The following is a 20,283-nucleotide window of genomic DNA, read 5'->3' as shown; positions in this document are numbered from 1 at the left end:
GTGTTCTCCCTCAACGACTTTGGCTGATCAGCAGATCGGGTAGGTCACGAACGGAGTCGAGCACGTGGGTCGCTCCGGCGGCACTGAGCGCTTCCCGGTCGTGCGCACCGGTGAGCACCCCGGCGACCACCGAGGCCCCGGCACGCAGTCCACTGTGGACATCGGAGGCGGTGTCGCCGACCACGGCGACCTGGCGCACGTCCTCGATCCCCAGGCGCAGCACCGCGGTGAGCACCAGGTCGGGGTAGGGTCGCCCGCGCCCGGCCTCCGCCGGGGTGAGGCTCAGGTCGACCAGGCCCCGCCACCCCAGCGCGTCCAGCAGCCGATCGCGGGTCGGCGCGGCGAACCCGGTGCCCAGTGCGACCCGGATCCCGTTGTCCCGCAACCGGGCGATCGCCTCGGCCGCACCGGGCACCGGCGCGCAGTGCCCGGCGTCGACCAGGTCCGCGTAGGCCAGCTCGAACGCCTGGTTCGCGGCCTGCGCCCGGTCCTCGTCGTTGTCCAGCAAGGCCCGGAACACGGTGATCTTGGATTCGCCCATGGTGGCGCGCACGTGGTCGAGCATGCCGGGGTAGGCGGGATCCTCCGGCCGCACACCGACCGCGCCGACCGCGGCGGTGAACGCCTGCTCGACCAGCCCGCCGTCGAGCACGGTGGTGCCCGCCATGTCCAGCACTGCCAAGGTGATCGTCACAGTCCGGCCTCCAGCGCGGTGGTTTCGGCGATCGCGGGCGAACAGGTCATGCCCCGCCCGCCGGGCCCGGCGATGACCCAGGCCCGCTCGGTGAGCCGCGCCCGGTGCACGATCTCACCGGTCAGGCTCTGCGCGTACACCCCGGCCCAGCGCCGCCGGATCAGCGGAAGCTCCCGCCCCAGCAGGGATTCGGTGACCTCGCGCAGGTACTCGTAGGGCTGCTCGTCGGTGTCGAACGGGAACGGCTCCGCATAGCCGTGGGTGTCCCCGATGGTCAGCCCGCCGTCCCGCCGCTGCACCACCAGCAGCTGCATGGCGTGCTCATCGGCCACCGCGGGCTGCGGCTGCCTGACCCGCAGCTCATCCAGTGCGGGACCCGCGTAGGCCGGGTAGTAGCGCAGGCTGTCCGCATCGGCCAGCGCGGTCGGGAACTCCTCCCCCAGCGGCTCGGTCTGCATCATCTGCAACCGCACCCGCCGCAACGGCAGCTCCCCGGCAATCTCCCGAGCCAGCCCGCCCAGCTGCGCCCCGATGCACAACAGCACCAGATCGGCCTCGTGCACCTGCCCGTGATCGTCCCGCACCCCGTTCGCGGTCAGCTCCCGCACCTCCCGCCCCGGCAACCAGGCGTAGCGCCCAGTGGCGAGCAGGTGCTCCCGCAACGCGGGCTGCGCGGTCCGCGGCTCCACCACGGCATCCCGCTCGCACCACAACGCGGCCAGGAAGTCTCCGCGCAGCACCGGATTTCGCAGCCGAGCCTCGACCGGGTCTAGCAGCGTGGTGCCCCGCTGCGCCGCCGCACCCGAGGCGACGAACGCCTCAGCCACCGCCAGCTCCGCATCGGTCCGCAACGCGGTCAGCGACCCGGCGGCCCGGAACCCCAGCCCCGGCACCGCCGCACCCAGTTCCGCCCACAGCTCCCGGGCCCGCGCCGCGGTGGCCAGCTCAGCGCCGTCGGCCCGGCCACTCACCCAGACCAGCCCGAAGTTGCGCACCGAGGCGCCCCGCGCCTCCGGCTCGCGCTCCAGCTGGATGACGTCATGGCCCCGGCTGAGGGCCTGCCAGGCGTGCATGGTGCCCAGCACGCCACCGCCCACGATCAGTACTCGCACGAGCCACACGCTTGTCGGCGCAACCGAACAGACCGGGACGGTCAGCCCAACTGGGGGTGAACTCCCAGCCAAAGGAGAACTAGACCAGTTACCAGTTCGTGATTTTTGGGCTTGACCCTCACAGCAATGTCAGCGTTTACCGTCGCGATCATGACCCGCCCCACCGTCCTGCTGACCCACGGCGTCGGCAGCACCATCGAGGACAGCTTCGGCCCCCTCCTCACCCCGCTGTCCCGCGACCACAACGTCATCGCCCGCGACTACCCCGGCTCCGGCGCCACCCCCGCCGAGCCGCTCACCCTGGACCGCCTCGCCGACCGCCTGGTCGCCGAGGTCACCGGCCCCTTCACGGTGCTCGGCTTCTCCACCGGTTCCGCCGTCGCCGTGCGCATCGCCAGCCGCTACCCGGACCGGGTCACCGGCCTGGTCCTCACCGCCGGTTTCGCCTACCCCGAACCACACCTCCGCCTGGCCCTCACCCTCTGGCGGCGACTGGTCGAGTCCGGTGACCGCGACGCCCTGGCCGAGTACCTGACCCTGATGTGCCACAGCGAGTCCCACCTCGCCACCAACGACGTGCCAGCCATGGTCTCGGGGCTGGCCAAGTGGCTGGCCGAGGACCCGACGCCGGGCGTGCTGCACCAGCTGGAGATGGCCCTCGCGGTGGACGTCCGGGCCGAGCTGGCCGGCATCCGGGTGCCCACACTCGTGATCCCCGCCCGCGCCGATGCCCTTGCCACGCCTGGACATTCGCGGGTGCTGGCCGAGGGCATCCCCGGCTCTCGACTGGTGGAGCTGGACTGCGGGCACGCGGTGGCGGTGGAACGCGGCCCGGAGTGGGCGGGGCTGGTGCTGGGGTTCCTCAGTTCGGTCGCAGGCGGGTGACGAAGCTGAACCGGTCGCCGCGGAACAGGGAGCGGACCCGTTCGATCGGGTTGCCGTCCGGGTCGACCGAGATGCGGTGCAGCAGCAGCATGGGCAGGGCCGGGTTGGTGCCGATCAGCAGCGCCTCGCGCGGGGTGGCCAGCACCGTCTCCACCCGTTCCTCGGCCTCGGCGAAGACCACGCCCAGCTGCTGTTGCAGGCAGGCGTAGAGCGACTCGGCCGGGTCGAAGACCTCCAGCAGGCCCGGGTAGCGCTGCTCGGCCAGGTAAGTCGACTCCAGGCCGACCCGCTCGTCGTCGGCCAGCAGCACCCGTTCGATGTGCACCACCGGCGCGCCCAGCTCGATCCGCAGATCATCAGCGAGGCCGGAGTCGGCGGTGAGGCGTTCCAGGGTGATCAGGTTGCGGCCGGGGCGGACGCCCTGGGCGCGCATGCCCTCGGTGTAGCTGGACAGCGACAGCGGCTGGCTCAGCTTGGGCGGCGCGATGCTGGTGCCGCTGCCGTGCCTGCGCTGGAGCTTGCCCTCCAGCACCAGCTCGCCGACGGCCTGCCGCAGCGTGACCCTGGACACGCCGAACCGCTCGGCCAGCTCGCGCTCGCTGGGCAGCATCGCGCCCGGACCCAGCTCCTCGATCACCGCGCGCAGTTGCACCTTCACCGCGTAGTAACGGGGGATCCGTCCGTGCTCGGGGATTCCGTCGCGGACCGGTTCCCCGGCACGGTGCGCTGGCTGGGCAGGTGGCATGTGATCAACCATATGTCCAGTCAGCGAAGTCGGCGCGGCCCACTGTCCGGCCGGGACGGTGGCGGCCCGAGGCAGGCCCGCGCGCTGGTCACGAACGCGCCGGCCGCGGAGGCCAGCACCGGTTCCAGGGCAAGGGATCGGACCTCCGGCAGGTCTTCGGCCAGCGCGGCCACCCGGAGCGCGAGCTGGGCCAGCGCGTCCAGGTCCGCGGGCTCGGCGCCGCGGTAGCCGGTGAGCAGCGGGGCGGCCTTGGGCGCGCGGACCAGGCGGTCGGCGTCCACGTCGGTGAGCGGCACCGCCCGGTAGGCGCGGTCGCCGAGCAGGTCACTGACCACACCGGACAGTCCGAAGGAGACCAGCGTGCCGAAGGACGGGTCGTCCTGCAGGCCGATCACACAGGACGCGCCCTTGGGGGCCATCCGCTGCACGTACACCTCGGCCACCCCGGAGACCGCGCGCAGGTCCTCATACGCCGAGCGCACCGCGTACTTCCCGGGCAGGTCAAGGCGCACGCCCACCAAGTCGGTGCGGTGCCGCAGGCGTTCGCTCACCGACTTCAGCGCCACCGGATAGCCGAGCTCGGCCGCCGCGGCCACCGCTTCGTCCACATCGGACACCACCCGGTAGGGCACGATCGAGATCCCGTAGCAGGCCAGCAGATCGCGCGCCTGGTCGTCGGTGAGCTCGACCTCCTCGGCGCTGACCCACTGCTCCACCAGGGCGCGGGCCCGGCCGGGGTCGAGGTCCGATGGGCGGTGGAAGTGGCCCTGCGGCGCGGATCGCCACTGCGCGTACCGGACCGCCCTGGACAGCGCCAGCACCGCGCGCTCCGGGCTCGGGTAGGACGGCAGCGAGCCAGGTCCTGGTGAGCCGTCCGGTCCGGGCACCGCCAGCTCGGCAGGCACACCCTCCACCGCCAGGAACGTGGACACCACCGGCTTGCGTGCGCCGCAGCCCTGCGAGACGGCCTCACGCAGCGCCCGCGCGTAGGCGGTGCCCGGCACCGCGACCGGTGGCGCGAACACCGCCACCAGCGCGTCCACGTCCTCCCGGCAGACCGCCGCGCGCACCGCCTCGGCGAAGACCTCAGGCGTGGCCGAGGGCCCGACGTCGATCGGCTCCGCGGCCAGCTCCAGTCCCTGTGCCAGCGCGGAATCGGCGGCGAGCATGCCCAGCGCCGAGGAGTTGCCCACGATCGCCACCCGGGGTCCGGCGGGCAGTGGTTGGTGCGCGAACAGCAGCGCGGTGTCGAACAGCTGGGCCAGTGACTCGACCCGGACCACCCCGGCCTGCTCGAACAGCGCCTGCACGCTGGCCTCGTCCACCGCCACCGAGGTGGCCGCCAGGCCGGGCCGCACCGCGTGCCGTCCCGACTTGACCGCGATGATCGGTTTGGACCGGCCGAGCCGCCGGGCCAGCCGCCCGAACTTGCGCGGGTTGCCGAAGGATTCCAGGTACAGCAGCACCACATCGGTGGCCGGATCGGTCTCCCAGTACTGCAACAGGTCGTTGCCGGAGACGTCCGCGCGGTTGCCCGCGGAGACGAAGGTGGACAGGCCCAGCCCGCGTTCGGCCGCGGTGGCCAGGATCGCGCTGCCCAGCGCGCCGGACTGGCAGAAGAAGCCGGTGCGGCCGCGGCCGGGCAGGGTGGGCGCGAGGCTGGCGTTGAGCCGCACCGCGCCGTCGGTGTTGACCACGCCGAGCGCGTTCGGCCCGACCACCCGCATGCCGTGCGCCCGCGCCTCGGTGACCAGCTCGCGCTGCCGGGTGGCGCCCTCGGTGCCGGTCTCGGCGAACCCGGAGCTGACCACGACCAGGGCTTTCACCCCCTTGGCCAGGCAGGCGTCCATCACCTCGCCGACCCTGGCGGCAGGCACCGCGACCACCGCCAGGTCCACGTCGTCGGGGATGTCCAGCACCGTCGGGTAGGCGCGCACCCCGCGCACCGAGCGGTGCTCGGCGTTGACCGGGTAGACCGGTCCGGCGAAGTCGGCGACCAGCAGGTTGCTCAGCACCGCGTGGCCGACCTTGGCGTGGTCGGTGGAGGCGCCGATGACCGCCACCGAGCGCGGGTGCAGCAGGTTGTGCACGCTGCGCGCCTCGGCGGCCTGCTCCCGGGAGTGCGCGACGGCCAGTGACTCCTCGGTGGGGTCGATGGCGAACTCCAGGTGCAGCACGCCCTCGTCGAAGGCCCGGCTGACCTCGTAGCCGGCCTCCCGGAACACCCGCACCATCTGGCGGTTCTCCGCGAGCACCTCGGCCACGAACCGCCGTACCCCGACCTCGCGCCCGGCCGCGGTGAGGTGTTCCAGCAGGATCGAGCCCAGGCCCCGGCCCTGGTGCGGGTCCTCCACCACGAACGCGACCTCGGCCAGCTCGCCATCAGGCGCCTGCGCGCTGACCGGTGACTTGATCAGCGCGGCCTTGCCGGTGCCGCTCAGTCGGTCGAACCGTCCCACCGCCACGATCTCGTCGCCGAGCAGCGCGACCAGCGCCACCCGGTGCTGGTGGTCCACCGTGGTGAACCGTTTCAGATCGCGGTCCGGGATGCGCGGGTACGGCCCGAAGTAGCGCAGGTAGCGGGTGCGCTCGGAGAGCCTGCCGTGGAAGGCGCGCAGGCGTTCGGCGTCGTCGGGGGTGATCGGCCGCAGGTGCACCGTGCCGCCGTCGGACAGCACGACGTCGGCCTCCCACTGCCGCGGGTAGTCGAACGGGTCCGGCTCGGTCTCGCTCATCGGTCCCTCAGTCGCGTGGATCATCGGGGTCGAGGCCGTGCAAGGGGAAGGCCGCCCGCCGGGTGTCCCTGATGGCGGAGTCCACGGCGTCACCGGCGGTGTCGTCCCACGGCACGAACACAGGGTCGCACTCGTCGGTCATCGAGGTCGGCAGCGGCACGTGTGGCGCGAGTCGCGCCGTGTGCGCGATCCACTCGGCCGGCAGTGCGGTAGCCGGGTCCAGGTCGCGGTCCAGCACGGTGGCGAGCAGGTGGGTCCACGACCTCGGGACTACCCGCATCAGCGCGTACCCACCACCGCCGAGCACCAGCCACTTGCCGCCGGCGTAGGTCTCGGCCAGCTCGCGCAGCGCCTGGTAGGTGGCCCGGTGCCCGTCCACCGACAGCGACAGGTCGGCCAGTGGGTCCTCCCGGTGGGTGTCCGCGCCGCACTGGGTGACCAGCACCTGGGGACGGAACGCCTGGAGCAGTGAGGGCACGGTGGCGTGGAAGGCGCGTAGCCAGCCCGCGTCGGTGGTGCGCGGCGGTAGCGCGATGTTGACCGAGGTGCCCTCGGCCTCGCCGATGCCCAGCTCACGGGGGTAGCCGGTGCCCGGCCACAGGGTCAGCGGGTGCTGGTGCAGGGAGATGGTGAGCACGCGTGGATCGTCGTAGAAGGCGGCCTGCACGCCGTCGCCGTGGTGCACGTCCACGTCCAGGTAGGCCACCCGCTCGACACCGTTGGCGAGCAGGTCGGCGATGGCCACCGAGCAGTCGTTGTAGACGCAGAACCCGGCCGCGTGCCCGGCCATCGCGTGGTGCAGGCCGCCCGCCAGGTTGACCGCGCGGTCGGCCCGGCCCTCCGCGATCGCACGGGCCGCGACCAGCGAACCGCCCGCGACCAGCGCCGATGCCTCGTGCATGTGCTCGAAGACCGGGTTGTCCGGGGTGCCCAGGCCGTGCCCGACCTCCCAGGCCGAGGTGGGCGCGGCCTGCACCGCGGCCAGGTAGCTGGGTTCGTGCACCCGTTCCAGCTCGGCCTCGGTGGCCGGCACCGGCTGGTGGAACGGCACCCCGTCCAGCACGCCCAGCGCGCGGGCCAGCCGCACGGTGAGGTCGAGCCGGACCGGGTTGAGCGGATGGTCCCCGCCGAGGTCGTAGCTCAGAAAGGACTCGTCCCACACGACCGCGACCCGCTCTCCCATGGCCCGAACTTACCCCGACAGGCCCTGGATGGGGATGATGCCGAGCTGCACCAGGATGCTGAGCATGTCCGTGTAGACCCGTTCGCAGACCAGGTCCGCGCCCTCGAAGACGAAGAACGCGGTGGCCGGCACGGTGAAGGACTTGCCAGTGGCCGGGATGCCGCGCAGCGGGCCCTGGTGGGTGCCCTTGAGCAGGAACTCCACGATCACCGCGTCGTCGGCGTGGTGCAGAGCGATCAGCTCGTTGCGCTGGTCGGGGAAGGCGGTGCGGCTCTCCTCGAAGTACCGGCTGACCGCCTCGGCCCCGTCGTAGACGTCCCCGGTGGCCATGATCTCGTAGCGCGGGTGCTCAAAAGTGCCCAGGGTCACGTCGAACTCGTGCCGGTTCTCCGACTCCATGTGCTCCCGCACGATCGCTTCGCGGGCAGCCCTCAGCTCCGAGTTCACTGACACCTTGGCACTCCTTGCTCACTACGGGTGGTTGTCCGGCCCATGGTGCCCCGGCACGATCGAACCTCGTGGCTATTCCTCGGATTTCCGCCCCGGATCGAGAGCTTGCCGACTCCTGCCGCGCCGCCGGTGTGTGGCGTGCGGCGACCGTGTTGTCCGACCTGCGCCGGGCCGCGGCGACCTTCCCGGACCGCAGGGCGATCGTGGCCCAGGTCGCCGGAGGAGCTGAAACCGTTTGCCTGACCTATCGCGAGCTGCACCGGCAGGTGTTCCGGTTCGCCGCGGCGCTGCGCGCGCAAGGCGTGCTGCCGGGAGAGGTGGTCTCCTTCCAGCTGCCGAACCGGTGGGAGAACGCCGCGCTGACCCTGGCCTGCGCGGCGGTCGGCGCGGTCGCGGCGCCGATCATGGCCAGCATGGGGCCGCGTGAGCGCGCCAGGTTCCAGGAGTGGACCAGCGCGCGGATCAGCGTGCTGGCCGAGGATCTGCCCTACTACACCGACGGTGACTGGGACGCCGGGGACGACGGGTCAGCGGATGATCCGGACCGGGTGTTCCTGGTGCTGTTCACCTCCGGCACCACCGGCGAGCCGAAGGCCGTGCTGCACAGCCACAACACACTGCACGCCGCGCTGGCCCACTTCACCGCGGTGGAGGACCTGGGCGATCCGGTGGTCACGGTGACCCCGCACTCGCTGTCCCGGATCGCCGGGCTGGCCTTCGGCGTGCTGCTGCCGCTGCTCACCGGCGGCACCGCGCTGTACCAGGACGAGTGGGACCCGGTGGCGCTGCACCGGCTGATCTCCGCCGAGGGCGCGACCGTTCTGGCCGCCGCGCCGCCGTTCCTCTCCGCGATCCTGGCCGCACAGCGGGAAAATCCGCTGCCGCTGTCCTTCCGCTGCGTCATGGCCGGCGGGATGCCGGTGCCGCGTCAGCTCGCCGGCGAGGTGGCCGGGCAGTTCGGGCTGCCGCTGCGCGCGCTGTGGGCGATGACCGAGGGCGGGTTCAGCTGGACCAGGGCCACTGATCCGGCGGACTTCGCCACCCGCAGCGACGGCCGGTTCGGGCCGCACCTGGAGTTCGACCTGGCGCCCGGCGGCGAGTCGCCGCTGCGCATCAGGGGCGCGGCCGCGGCACTGGCCACAATGGACACCGGCAGCGGCGCGGTCCGGGTGCTGGCCGAGGAAGGCTGGTACGACACCGGGGATCTGGCCCAGCCCGACGGGCACGGCGGGATCAGGGTGACCGGGCGCGCGGTGGACCGGATCGGCGGGATCTCGATGATCCTGGTCAAGGAGGTCGAGGACGAGCTGGCCGGGCACCCAGCGGTGGGCCAGGTCGCGCTGGTCGGCTACCCGGACCGGGCGCACGGCGAGCTGGCCTGCGCGGTGGTGGTGCCCGAGGGCGCGCCGCCGACCCTGGCCCAGCTGCGCGCCTACCTCACCGAGCGCGGGATGACCGAGTGGTACCAGCCGCACCGGCTGGAGCTGGTGCCCGAGCTGCCCCGCAACGAGATGGGCAAGGTGCGCAAGAACCTGCTACGCAAACAGCTCATCGCCACCGACCAGGGCTTCCACCCTGGCATGTAGTCCGTCCACAGTGGACTCGTGCTCGGGCTTCATCAGGACGCTGCGCAGGATCCGGGCCTGCACGGCGTCCTCGGTGAGCCGGTGCCCCCTGGCCCGCAGCGCCTCGGCGGTGACGGTGTAGGTGGCCAGGAACACCGGGTCCGCCGGATCGGTCATGCCCCGGTCCATCACCCCCGCGCTCACTCTGTCCACTTCGGACAGTGTGGCCAAGTTCGGCAGATAGCTGACGATGTCGAGTTCGGGCTTCTGGTACAGGGACAGGGTTTCCGAGGATTCGATCAGCTCGGCCCAGCGCACCGCGGCCCGTCGTCCGGCGGCCACCACGGCACCCAGTCCGTTCCTGGTCAGCGGCAGCACCTTCAGCGTCAGCCACAGCGCGGCCGCGGCGGCCCCGGCCCGGCTGCACTCCAGGGAGATCTCGCCCAGGTGCAGCTCGTCGGAGGTGAAGTAGGTGTACGGCGAGTCGTGCCGGTAGAAGCGGCCAACGGCGGGATCGGCGAACAGGACCGCGCCGCAGCCGTAGGGTTGCAGGCCGTGCTTGTGCGGGTCGACCACCACCGAGTCGCAGCCCGCGATCGCGGCGAACGGCTCGGCCGGGACGCCGAACTCCCCGGCCACCAACGAGAAGAACCCGCCGTAGGCCGCGTCCACGTGGATGCGCACGCCGTACTTCTCCTTCAGCGCAAGGGCTTCGTGGACCGGGTCCACCGCGCCGAGGCCGGTCGTGCCCGGCGTGAGCACCACCGTGCCGACATCCTCGCGCCGCAGCCGGTCGGCCAGCGCGTCCAGGTCCATCCGCCCACCCGCGTCCACCGGCACCGGCTCACCGGCCACGCCGAGCACCTGGCACATCCGGCTGTGCGTGTAGTGCGCGTCCGCGCTGTAGAGCACCACCTTGCCGGGATGGGTCTCCCGCGCCACGAACAGCGCCTCCAGGTTGGCGATGGTGCCGCTGCTGGTGAGGTGGCCCAGATGGGTGCGGTAGCCGAACATCCCGGCCAGCTGCGCCACCACCTCCTTCTCCAGCTCCGCGGTGGCCCGCCCGCCGTCCAGGGCGTGGTTGTTCGGGTTGATCTGCATCGCGGCCAGGTAGCCCACGACCGCGGCCGGGTGCGGCGGTTTGAGCATCTGGCCGGCGTAGCGCGGGTGGAAGAACGGGTAGTTGTCCCTGAGCCGCTCGCCCAGCTCGCCCAGCGCCTCGCCGAAGCGGGTCTCGTCCACGTGCAGCGCGGGGTGCGGGCTGAAGTCGCCGAAGCCCTTCGCCCAGGACTCGTGCGCGTCCACGGCGGCGCTGAGCCAGTGCCGGAGGTTCACCTTCGTCTCCTCACAGGTGGTGGGCGTACTCGCGGAACTCCCAGTCGGTGACGTACCTGGCGAACTCGGCCACCTCGAACCGCTTGACCGCGGTGAAGGCCTCGACCAGCCCGGCGCCGAGCACCTCGGTGAGCGCGGTGTCGGCGGCCAGCGCGTCCAGCGCCGAACCCAGATCACCCGGCAGCGCACCCGATCGCACCGGGTCGTAGCCGTACCCGGCCAACGGTTCTCCCGGCGCCAGCTCGCCTTCGATGCCCAGGTGCGCGGCGGCCAGCACGGCGGCCGCGCCCAGGTAGGGGTTGGCCGCGGCGTCACCCAGCCGCACCTCCAGCCGGGCCCCGTCGCCGCGTTCCGGCGGCACCCGCACCAGCGCGCACCGGTTGTCCAGGCCCCAGTCGATGAGGAACGGGGCCAGGGTGTCGGGCTGGAGGCGGCGGTAGGCGTTGACCGTGGGCGCGAGCAGCGCGGTCAGCGCGGGGGCGTGCGCCAGGATGCCGGCCACCGCGTGCCGGGCCAGCGCGGAGAGCCCGTGCTCGCCCTCGGGGTCGTCGAACAGGTTCCGGCCCTCGCCGTCGACGATGGACAGGTGCAGGTGGAACCCGGAACCGCCGTCGTCGTTGAACGGCTTGCCCATGAAGGTGGCGTGCAGCCCGTGCGCGGCGGCCAGCTCGCGCACGCCGAACTTGAAGCCGAAGCAGGCGTCGGCCGCGGCCAGCGCGGGCGCGTGGCCCAGGTTGATCTCGAACTGCCCTGACCCGAACTCGTGGTTGCCGCCGAGGATGTCCAGGCCCATCCCGGTCAGCCCGCGCAGGAAGTGCGGCAGCAGGCCACGCGGATCACCCTTGCGGCCGGTGGTGTAGATGTCGCCCAGCCCCGGCCCGTACCTGCGGAAGCCGCCGTCCACCGGCTCCAGCAGGAAGAACTCCAGCTCCGGGCCGAGCACCGGGCTGAGCCCCTCGGCGGTGAACCTGGTCAGCACCCGGCGCAGGGCCGCCCGCGGGTCCTCCACCGCGGGCGGCCCGCCCGGCTCGGTCACCTCCGCCAGGCACCAGGCGGTTCCCGACGCCCAGGGCAGCGGGGTGACCGTGTCCAGCAGCGGCCGGGCCACCACATCGGGCAGCCCGGCCCCCAGCGCGGCAGGCGCCGGGATGTTCTGCCCGCGCGCGCTGGTGTAGTAGACCCCGCGGCAGAAGGAGAGTCCGCGCTCGGCGAGCTCCGGCAGCAGCCGGGCCGGGACCTCCTTGCCGCGCGGGATGCCCAGCAGGTCGGGGAAGAGCACCCGGACCAGGTCGATCCCGTCGTCTGGCACCATCCCCGACCCTCCGAAAACTTGTTTGGATGCGAACAATACGAGCCGCCAACAACCCGCACAAGGGTCGATCGTTTGGCACCAAATGAACTTTGGCGCCCATTTGCATGCGCATACACCCGTGCTGGCGCAGGCTGTTCCACTATCAGGGAAGCAAACGATTTGGGCACGCCTGACACGTTCACTCGGACGGCGCGGCCGACAACCCGCACAATGATCGCGTGACCACACAGCGCACCGTCCAGGAGACCGAGCACGCGGTCCGGGAGCGGCTCGGCGACCTGCCGCTGGACTTCGAGGCAATGGCCGCGGTCGCCAACATCCACCGAGCCGCGGTCGCGGTGCGCAACCACATGGAAAGCGTCATCCTCCGCCCGGCCGGGCTGACCTGGACCGGGTTCGTGGTGCTGTGGGTGGTCTGGATCTGGGGCGACATGGAGACCAGGCACGTGGCCGCCGAGGCCGGGATCACCAAGGGCACGCTCACCGGCGTGGTCAAGACGCTGGAGCAGAACGGCCTGATCGAGCGGCGCGAGCACGCCGCGGACGGCAGGCTGGTGGTGCTGCACCTGACCGCCAAGGGCAAACGGTTGATGCGCAAGCTGTTCCCGGCCTTCAACGCCGAGGAGTCCTTCGTGGTGGACGAGCTGTCCAGCTCCCGCCGCCAGCAGCTGGCCACCACCCTGCGCGGGCTGATCGGGCACCTGGAACGCGAGGGCGAGCCGCGCCGGGCCGCCCTGCGCGAACAGAGCTGATCGGCGGTTGACCCGCTTCTGAGCCCGACCTAACTTGTTTGGAGCCGTACAAGTTAGGTGGCGGAGATGGTCGCGACCGTCGCCGGGGTGCGCATCCCCGAGGATCACTGGATCGGTGGCGACTGGGTCGCCTCGGCGCGGCGGTTCACCGATCTCTCCCCGCTGGACGAGCAGCCGGTGGCCGAGCTGGCCGCGGGCGGAGCGGCCGAGGTGGACGCCGCGGTCACCGCCGCGCGCAGGGCCTTCCGCGACTTCTCCCGCACCACCAGGGAGGAACGCGCCGAGCTGCTGCACGCCATCGCCGATGAGATCCTGGTCCGGCTGGACCACCTGGCCGCGGTGGAGACGGTGGACAGCGGCGGCCTGCTGCGCACCCACCTGCGGGTCACCCTGCCCAGGGTGGCCCACCACTTCCGGTTCTTCGCCGACCGGCTGCTGGAGCTGCACCACCCCGACTTCCACCTGCGCGCGCACCGCAACCACGTCAGCTGGGAGCCCGCCGGGGTGTGCGGGCTGATCACCCCGTGGCACTCGCCGCTGCCGCAGGCCACCTGGCGGATCGCCCCCGCGCTGGCCGCGGGCAACACGGTGGTGCTGAAACCGGCCGAGTGGGCGCCGCTGACCGCCGCGCTGCTGTGCCGGATCACCGCGGAGGCCGGCCTGCCCGACGGGGTGCTGAACCTGGTGCACGGCACCGGCGAACAGGCGGGCGCCGCGCTGGCCGCGCATCCTGGACTGGCCAGGCTGGCCTTCACCGGATCGGCCGCGGCCGGTCGTCGGGTGGCCGCGGCGGCCGGGGCCACGCTGACCCCGGTCTCGCTGGAGCTGGGCGGGAAGTCGCCGATCCTGGTCTTCGCCGACAGCGACCTGGACCAGGCGGCCGCGATCGCGGTCGAGCAGTTCGACCACGCCGGGCAGCTGGGCCGCACCGGCGCCCGGCTGCTGGTGCAGCGCCAGGTCGCGGAGGAGTTCACCACCCGGTTCCTGGTGCGCGCCAACGCCATCCGGCAGGGCGACCCGAGGGATGTGCGCACCGACGTCGGCCCGCAGATCCACCGCGAGCACCTGCGCCGCATCGACGGCTACGTCAGCCGCGCGCTGGCTGCCGGGGCCCGGCCGCTGCTCGGCGGCTCCCGCAACGCGCGGCTCGGCGGCCTGTACTTCCAGCCCACCCTGCTCGCCGATCCGCCGCCGGGCGGGGAGATCCTCACCGAGCAGGTCCTCGGCCCGGTGCTCACCCTGCAAACCTTCGAGACCGAGGCGCAGGCGTTGTCCCTGGCCAACAACAGCAGGCACGGGCTGACCGCGACGGTGTTCACCGGCAGCACCGAACGCGCCCGCCGGGTGAGCGCGAGCCTGGTGGCGGGCACGGTGTGGGTGAACTGCCACGCGGTCCGCGACCTGCGCGCGCCCTACGGCGGGGCCAGGCAGTCCGGCATCGGGCGCGGCGGCGGGCAGTGGAGCTTCGACTTCTACTGCGAGGTGAAGAACACCGTGTTCGCCCCGGACGGACTGCTGGACTGACCCCACGGTTTCGCGGGGCCAGTCCAGTGCTTCAGTCGAGCAGCTCGCTGATGGTGCCCGCGCCCACGGTCCGGCCACCCTCACGGATGGCGAACCCCAGGCCCGCGTCCATCGCGACCGGCTTGCCCAGGCGCACGGTCAGTTCCACCGAGTCGCCCGGCCGCACCACGTCACCCTCGGGCAGTTCGACCTCGCCCACCACGTCCGCGGTGCGGAAGTGGAACTGCGGCCGGTAGTTGGCGTGGAACGGCGTCCGGCGGCCACCCTCCTGCGCGGAGAGCACGTACACCTGCGCGCGGAAGGCGGTGTGCGGGCGCACGCTGCCGGGCAGCGCCAGCACCTGCCCGCGCTGCACCTGCTCCCGCTTGACCCCGCGCAGCAGGATCGCCGCGTTGTCCCCGGCCTGCGCCCGGTCCAGCGACTTGCCGAAGGTCTCCAGTCCGGTGCACACGCTGCCGAAGGTCGGCTCCAGCCCGACCACCTCCACCGCGTCGCCCAGCGCGATCGAACCCTGCTCCACCGCGCCGGTCACCACGGTGCCGCGGCCGGTGATGGTGAGCACGTTCTCGATCGGCATCAGGAACGGCAGGTCGAGGCGCCGCACCGGCTCCGGCACGTGCTCGTCCACCGCGCGCAGCAGGTCGAGCACGCTGTTCACCCAGCGCGGGTCGCCCGCCAGCGCGCGCAGCCCGGACACCGGCACCACCGGCACCCGGTCGCCGTCGAAGCCGTACCGGGACAAAAGGTCCCGGATCTCCAGCTCCACCAGCTCCAGCAGCTCCTCGTCGGCCACCACGTCCGCCTTGTTCAGCGCGACCACCAGGTGCTCGACGCCGATCCGCCTGGCCAGCACGATGTGCTCCCTGGTCTGCGGCTTCGCGCCGTCCTCGGCGGAGACCACCAGGATCGCCCCGTCCAGCTGCGCCGCACCGGTGATCATGTTCTTCACGTAGTCGGCGTGGCCGGGCATGTCGACGTGCGCGTAGTGCCGGGTCGGCGTCTCGTACTCCACGTGCGCGATGTTGATGGTGATCCCGCGCTCGATCTCCTCCGGCGCCTTGTCGATCCGGTCGAAGGCGACGTAGTCGGTGGTGGAGCCGGCCTGCTCGGCGAGGACCTTGGTGATCGCGGTGGTCAGCGTGGTCTTGCCGTGGTCGACGTGGCCCATGGTGCCGATGTTGAGGTGCGGCTTGGTCCGCGTGTACTGCTGCTTGCTCATGGCTGTTCCTCAGGTCGGGATGAGACCAGGCTCGACCCTCACGTTCGGGGAGGGTCAAGCGAGAACCGGCCAACGGCCCCCGGCTGTGTGACAGAGCGGGGAGCCGCCGGGGCGGGCCACCCTCCTCCTTCGGTTCTCCACAGCGGGAGGAGGGTCAGCTTCGCGCGCCGGACAGCCGAGCGGAGACGGCCGACAGCGCGCCCGGCAGGCAGTGGCCTGCGAGCGGTGCGCTGTGGACGGTCCCGAACATGCCACGGAGGATGACAGGGCCGGACCCGCACTGTCATCCGATTTACGTTGCGGTGCCTGCCAATCAGCCCGGCTGCTCGCCGGTGGCGATCGGGCGGCTCGGATCGGCCGACCAGTTGGACCAGGACCCGGCGTACAACGCGGCGGGCGCCTCCGGCGTGGTCACCCCGGCCACCTCCAGCGCCAGCACGACCGAGGAGGCGGTCACCCCGGACCCGCAGTACGCGCCGACCGGCTTGCCCTCGGCCACCCCCAGCTCGCGGAACCGCGCGGCCAGCTCCTCGGCGCCGCGCCAGGTGCCGTCCGGCCCGATGTGCCCGGAGAACGGCGCGTTCACCGCACCCGGCACGTGCCCGGCGGCGGGGTCGATCGGCTCCACCTCGCCGCGGTAGCGCTCCGGCGCGCGGGCATCCAGCAGCAGGGCCTCCCTGGCCCACTTGCCGGCCTGCTCGGCGTCCAGCACCGGCAGGTGCCCCGGCTCGACGGTGATGTCACCGGCCTGGACGGCGGGCACCTCGGCGGTAACCGGGTGTCCCTGCGCGGTCCACGCAGCGTAACCTCCGTCGAGTACGGCGACCTCGCGGTGCCCGGCCCAGCGCAGCAGCCACCACAGCCGCGCGGCGACCGAGCCGTCCCCCGCGTCGTAGGCCACCACAGGCCGCCCGGCCGAGATCCCGGCCACACGCAGCACGTGCTGGAGGTGCTCGGCGCCGGGCAGGGGATGACGACCGAGGGGTCCGGGCGTTGCAGAGAGGTCGGCGTCCAGGTCGATGAACACCGCGCCAGGGAGGTGGCCGCGGTCGTAGTCGGCTTTCGCCGGCGGCCCGGCCAGTCGCCAGCGGACGTCGAGGACCACCGGCGGGCGGTCGGTGGCGAGCAGTTCGGCCAGCGCGGCGGGAGTGATCAGCGGGTGCACCACCCCATACTGCCCGCCCGCATTACTCCTGGCACCGGGTGAACGCCATGGATGTCAGCCAGTAGGACTAACATTGAACCCGACGAAGGGGAACGCGCGTGAACGACCTCATCGACACCACCGAGATGTACCTCCGCACCATCTACGAGCTTGAGGAAGAGGGCGTGGTTCCACTGCGCGCCCGCATCGCCGAGCGACTGGAGCAGAGCGGGCCGACGGTGAGCCAGACCGTCGCGCGGATGGAGCGCGACGGGCTGCTCGTGGTCGCCGACGACCGGCACCTCGAGCTGACCGACGCCGGCCGGAGCAGGGCGATCGCGGTGATGCGCAAACACCGGCTGGCCGAGCGCCTGCTGGTCGACGTCATCGGCCTGGAGTGGGAGCACGTGCACAGCGAGGCGTGCCGCTGGGAACACGTGATGAGCGAGGCGGTCGAGCGCAAGCTCGTCAAGCTGCTCAACCACCCCACCACCTCGCCCTACGGCAACCCGATCCCCGGCCTCGACCGCCTGGGCGTCGGCGAGCCAGCGCCGCCGGCGGACCTGGACCTGCGCCGCCTGACCGACATCGCCAGGGCGGGCGGCGGCGCGGTGGAGGTCTGCCGCATCGCCGAGCACGTGCAGTCCGACCCGGACCTGATGAACGAGCTGAAGTCGGCCGGGATCACCCCCGGCGGCTCGGTGCAGGTGCACCAGTCCGGCGCCAGCCAGCCGGTGCGCGTCACCGGCGACACGGCCTCCGCCGAGCTGACCTACGACATCGCACACGCGGTCCTGGTCCGAACCCGCTGAGCCCGTCCGGCCCGCTGGCCACCAGCAGCGGGTCCGGGCGGCCTCGCCCAGCATCGGCCCCAGCCCAGCAGCCACCCGGCCACCGGTCGCAGCCCACCAGCCGCACCACCGGTCGCAGCCCACCGGCTGCACCATCGGGCCCAGCCCACCAGCCGCACCACCGGACCCAGCCCATCGGCCACCGGGCCCAGCCCGCTCACCACCCAGCGCCGCCCGGCCGCGCAAGCATGCCGCCCCGCTTCTCATCCATGGAGTACGTGTGAACCAGGCCCAACGGGCGGCGGAGGAGTTCCGCGCGCGCATCGGCGAACCCACCGGCGTGTGGTCGGCCCCCGGCCGGGTGAACCTGATCGGCGAGCACACCGACTACAACGACGGCTACGTGCTCCCCTTCGCCATCCCGCACCGCATCGCGGTGGCCGGCGCCCCCCGCACCGACGGCCTGCTCCAGGTGGCCACCCTCGGCGACGACGGCAAGCTCAACCAGGCCGACCCCGTCCCGGTAGCCGACCTGACCCCGGGCAAGGTCACCGGCTGGGCCGCCTACCCCAGCGGCGTGGCCTGGTCCCTGCGCGAGAACGGCATCCCGGTCACCGGCGCCACCCTGCTCATCGCGGGCAACGTCCCAGCCGGCGCGGGCCTGTCCAGCTCCCACGCCCTGGAATGCGCCACCGCCCTGGCCCTCCTGGACCTCTCCGGCCACCCCGCCGTCCCCGGTCCCAGCCACGCCCCCGGCCACCCCGCCGTCCCCGGTCCCAGCCAGCCCGCCGCTCCTGGCCCCGGCCACTTCCCCGGCCAGCCCGCCGTCCCCGGTCCCAGCCACGCCCCCGGCCAGCCCGCTGTCCCCGGCCCCAACCACTCCCCCAGCCAGCCCGCTGTCCCTGGCCCCAGCCAGCCATCGGGCTCCGGTGCCAGCTCCGCCTCCGGCCAGCCCACCTCCTCCGGTGGCCTCGCGCCCGACCTGCCCGCCCTGGCGCGCTGGATCCAGCGCGCCGAGAACGACTTCGTCGGCGCCCCCACCGGCCTGCTGGACCAGACCGCGTCCCTGCGCTGCGTCGAAGGCCACGCCCTGTTCCTGGACGTCCGCTCCGGCGAGACCGAGCAGGTCCCGTTCAACGCCGCGGCCAGCGGCCTGGAGATCCTGGTCATCGACACCAGGGCCAGCCACTCGCACACCGACGGCGGCTACGCCGCCCGCCGCGCCGGCTGCGAGGAGGCCGCCCGGCTGCTCGGCATCCCCGCCCTGCGCGATGTCTCCCTGGACGGCCTGGCCGAGGCCGAAGCCGTCCTCCCGGAGAACCTGCGCCCCCTGGTCCGGCACATCGTGACCGAGAACGCCCGGGTCCTGGCCGCCGTCGACCACCTGCGCGCGGGTGACCTCGCCGAGATCGGCCCGATCCTGACCGCCTCGCACGCCAGCATGCGCGACGACTACCGCATCTCCTGCCTGGAGCTCGACGTCGCCGTCGACTCCGCCCTCAAGGCAGGCGCCCTGGGTGCCCGGATGACCGGCGGCGGTTTCGGCGGCTCCGCGATCGCCCTGGTCCGGGTCGAGGACGGCGAGCGCGTCCGCACCGAGGTCACGGCCGCCTTCGCCGCGCACAAGCTGACCCCGCCGCGCCTGTTCAGCGGCGTCCCGGCCGCTGGCGCGGGCCGCGACCAGTAGCCGCGCCAGCGGGTGAGGAAGCCACTTCGCTAGGTTGACCTGGTCGGCGCCCCGCACGGGCATCACCACCCCACGGGCCGCCGACCAGCAGTTTTCTCCCACAGGAAGGTTGGACGTAGTGAGGCTTCTGGTCACGGGCGGCGCCGGTTACGTGGGCAGCGTGTGCGCCGCCCGGTTGGTGGAGTCCGGACATGAGGTGACCGTGGTGGACGACCTGTCCACCGGCCACGCCGACGCGGTGCCCACCGGCGCCCGGTTCGTGCAGGGCGACATCGGCGAGGTCGCGGGCACCCTGCTCGCCGATGGCTTCGACGGCGTGCTGCACTTCGCCGCCAAGTCCCTGGTCGGCGAGTCGATGACCGACCCGGCCAAGTACTGGCAGGGCAACGTGGTGACCTCGCTGAAGCTCCTCGACGCGATCAAGGAACACGGCACCCCCCGCCTGGTCTTCTCCTCCACCGCCGCCACCTACGGCGAGCCGAAGGAGGTCCCGATCCAGGAGACCGCCCCGACCAGCCCGACCAACACCTACGGCGCGAGCAAGCTGGCCATCGACCACGCGATGACCTCCTACGCCGCCGCGCACAACCTGGCCGCGATGAGCCTGCGCTACTTCAACGTGGCCGGCGCCTACGGCCAGTTCGGCGAGCGCCACGCCACCGAGACCCACCTGATCCCGCTGGTGCTCCAGGTCGCCCTGGGCCAGCGCGAGCAGATCCAGGTCTTCGGCGACGACTGGCCCACCGAGGACGGCACCTGCGTCCGCGACTACATCCACGTCGTCGACCTGGCCGACGCCCACCTCCTCGCACTGGAACACGCCACCCCCGGCGAGCACCGGATCTTCAACCTGGGCAACGGCACCGGCTTCTCGGTCCAGCAGGTCATCGAAACCTGCCGCGCCGTCACCGGCCACCCCATCCCCGCCAAGGTCTCCCCCCGCCGCGCGGGCGACCCCGCGGTGCTCATCGCCGCCAGCGACCGGGCCCGCGAGGACCTCGGCTGGAAGCCCCAGCGCGCCGACCTGTCCGGCATCGTCGCCGACGCCTGGGCGTTCACCAAGGCCCGGAACAGCTGACCAGTGCCTGACACCCCCGTCCCCGCCACCCCGCCGACGACCACACCCGACCCCGCGGCCCGACAAGCCGCA

At 72.6% G+C, this 20,283-nt stretch carries 17 protein-coding genes; 7 read left to right on the top strand and 10 right to left on the bottom strand.

Annotated features, from left to right (window positions below; all coding sequences use genetic code 11):
• Nucleotides 1-10: 10 nt before the first annotated feature.
• Nucleotides 11-694 (bottom strand): phosphonatase-like hydrolase, encoded by a 684-nt coding sequence (locus N8J89_RS10385; RefSeq protein WP_283664117.1) that lies wholly within the window; start codon nt 692-694, stop codon nt 11-13.
• Nucleotides 691-1,806, bottom strand: coding sequence for a TIGR03364 family FAD-dependent oxidoreductase (locus tag N8J89_RS10380; protein WP_283664116.1), 1,116 nt, complete (start codon nt 1,804-1,806; stop codon nt 691-693). Before N8J89_RS10380 ends, N8J89_RS10385 begins: the two co-directional genes overlap by 4 nt.
• 150 nt (nt 1,807-1,956) lie before the next feature.
• Between N8J89_RS10380 and N8J89_RS10375 the strand changes: the two genes are divergently transcribed.
• Entirely contained in the window at nt 1,957-2,691 is a 735-nt protein-coding gene (locus tag N8J89_RS10375) for an alpha/beta fold hydrolase (RefSeq protein WP_283664115.1), read from the top strand.
• On the opposite strand, the gene N8J89_RS10370 is transcribed toward N8J89_RS10375, so the two are convergent.
• The 4 genes from N8J89_RS10370 to N8J89_RS10355 are packed head-to-tail and all read right to left on the bottom strand — an operon-like array spanning nt 2,669 to nt 7,807.
• Nucleotides 2,669-3,436, bottom strand: a complete 768-nt coding sequence (locus N8J89_RS10370; protein WP_283664114.1) for a GntR family transcriptional regulator — start codon at nt 3,434-3,436, stop codon at nt 2,669-2,671. The two genes, N8J89_RS10375 and N8J89_RS10370, sit on opposite strands and share 23 nt — an antisense overlap.
• 20 nt (nt 3,437-3,456) lie before the next feature.
• Entirely contained in the window at nt 3,457-6,171 is a 2,715-nt protein-coding gene (locus N8J89_RS10365) for a bifunctional acetate--CoA ligase family protein/GNAT family N-acetyltransferase (RefSeq protein WP_283664113.1), read from the bottom strand.
• A 7-nt stretch (nt 6,172-6,178) separates the two neighbouring features.
• Entirely contained in the window at nt 6,179-7,354 is a 1,176-nt protein-coding gene (locus N8J89_RS10360; protein ID WP_283664112.1) for an acetoin utilization protein AcuC, read from the bottom strand.
• Nucleotides 7,355-7,363: 9 nt separating this feature from the next.
• Nucleotides 7,364-7,807: an ester cyclase gene (locus N8J89_RS10355; protein WP_283664111.1), complete on the bottom strand. Its 444-nt coding sequence runs from the start codon at nt 7,805-7,807 to the stop codon at nt 7,364-7,366.
• 146 nt (nt 7,808-7,953) lie between these two features.
• On the opposite strand from N8J89_RS10355, the gene N8J89_RS10350 reads away from it, so the two are divergent.
• The gene (locus N8J89_RS10350) at nt 7,954-9,390 is read left to right on the top strand and encodes an AMP-binding protein (RefSeq protein ID WP_283664110.1); all 1,437 of its coding nucleotides are present in this window, start codon (nt 7,954-7,956) and stop codon (nt 9,388-9,390) included.
• Here the strand turns inward: N8J89_RS10350 and N8J89_RS10345 are convergent.
• Both N8J89_RS10345 and N8J89_RS10340 read right to left on the bottom strand, forming a co-directional pair.
• Nucleotides 9,340-10,704: a pyridoxal phosphate-dependent decarboxylase family protein gene (locus N8J89_RS10345; protein WP_283664109.1), complete on the bottom strand. Its 1,365-nt coding sequence runs from the start codon at nt 10,702-10,704 to the stop codon at nt 9,340-9,342. The genes N8J89_RS10350 and N8J89_RS10345 overlap by 51 nt on opposite strands.
• A 10-nt stretch (nt 10,705-10,714) precedes the next feature.
• Nucleotides 10,715-12,016, bottom strand: coding sequence for a glutamine synthetase family protein (locus tag N8J89_RS10340; protein ID WP_283664108.1), 1,302 nt, complete (start codon nt 12,014-12,016; stop codon nt 10,715-10,717).
• 218 nt (nt 12,017-12,234) lie between these two features.
• Between N8J89_RS10340 and N8J89_RS10335 the strand changes: the two genes are divergently transcribed.
• Complete coding sequence (locus tag N8J89_RS10335; protein WP_252479221.1) at nt 12,235-12,768, top strand: MarR family winged helix-turn-helix transcriptional regulator; 534 nt, start codon at nt 12,235-12,237, stop codon at nt 12,766-12,768.
• A gap of 66 nt (nt 12,769-12,834) precedes the next feature.
• The gene (locus tag N8J89_RS10330) at nt 12,835-14,292 is read left to right on the top strand and encodes an aldehyde dehydrogenase family protein (RefSeq protein WP_283664107.1); all 1,458 of its coding nucleotides are present in this window, start codon (nt 12,835-12,837) and stop codon (nt 14,290-14,292) included.
• Between the two features lie 31 nt (nt 14,293-14,323).
• Here N8J89_RS10330 and tuf read toward each other — a convergent pair whose 3' ends face one another.
• Nucleotides 14,324-15,511, bottom strand: a complete 1,188-nt coding sequence (gene tuf, locus N8J89_RS10325) for an elongation factor Tu (RefSeq protein ID WP_283664106.1) — start codon at nt 15,509-15,511, stop codon at nt 14,324-14,326.
• Nucleotides 15,512-15,824: 313 nt separating this feature from the next.
• Nucleotides 15,825-16,676 (bottom strand): sulfurtransferase, encoded by an 852-nt coding sequence (locus tag N8J89_RS10320; protein WP_283664105.1) that lies wholly within the window; start codon nt 16,674-16,676, stop codon nt 15,825-15,827.
• Between the two features lie 98 nt (nt 16,677-16,774).
• Here N8J89_RS10320 and N8J89_RS10315 point away from each other — a divergent pair, with 98 nt between their 5' ends.
• From N8J89_RS10315 to galE, 3 genes are all read left to right on the top strand, one after another.
• The gene (locus N8J89_RS10315) at nt 16,775-17,467 is read left to right on the top strand and encodes an iron-dependent transcriptional repressor DtxR (RefSeq protein WP_283664104.1); all 693 of its coding nucleotides are present in this window, start codon (nt 16,775-16,777) and stop codon (nt 17,465-17,467) included.
• A gap of 259 nt (nt 17,468-17,726) precedes the next feature.
• The gene (locus tag N8J89_RS10310) at nt 17,727-19,133 is read left to right on the top strand and encodes a galactokinase family protein (protein WP_283664103.1); all 1,407 of its coding nucleotides are present in this window, start codon (nt 17,727-17,729) and stop codon (nt 19,131-19,133) included.
• A gap of 118 nt (nt 19,134-19,251) precedes the next feature.
• The gene (galE, locus tag N8J89_RS10305; protein WP_283664102.1) at nt 19,252-20,211 is read left to right on the top strand and encodes a UDP-glucose 4-epimerase GalE; all 960 of its coding nucleotides are present in this window, start codon (nt 19,252-19,254) and stop codon (nt 20,209-20,211) included.
• Nucleotides 20,212-20,283: the final 72 nt, after the last annotated feature.

Source organism: Crossiella sp. CA-258035 (assembly GCF_030064675.1).
GTDB lineage: Bacteria > Actinomycetota > Actinomycetes > Mycobacteriales > Pseudonocardiaceae > Crossiella.
The sequence above is the reverse complement of the archived record's forward strand: the minus strand, read 5'-3'. Positions and strand labels throughout refer to the sequence as shown.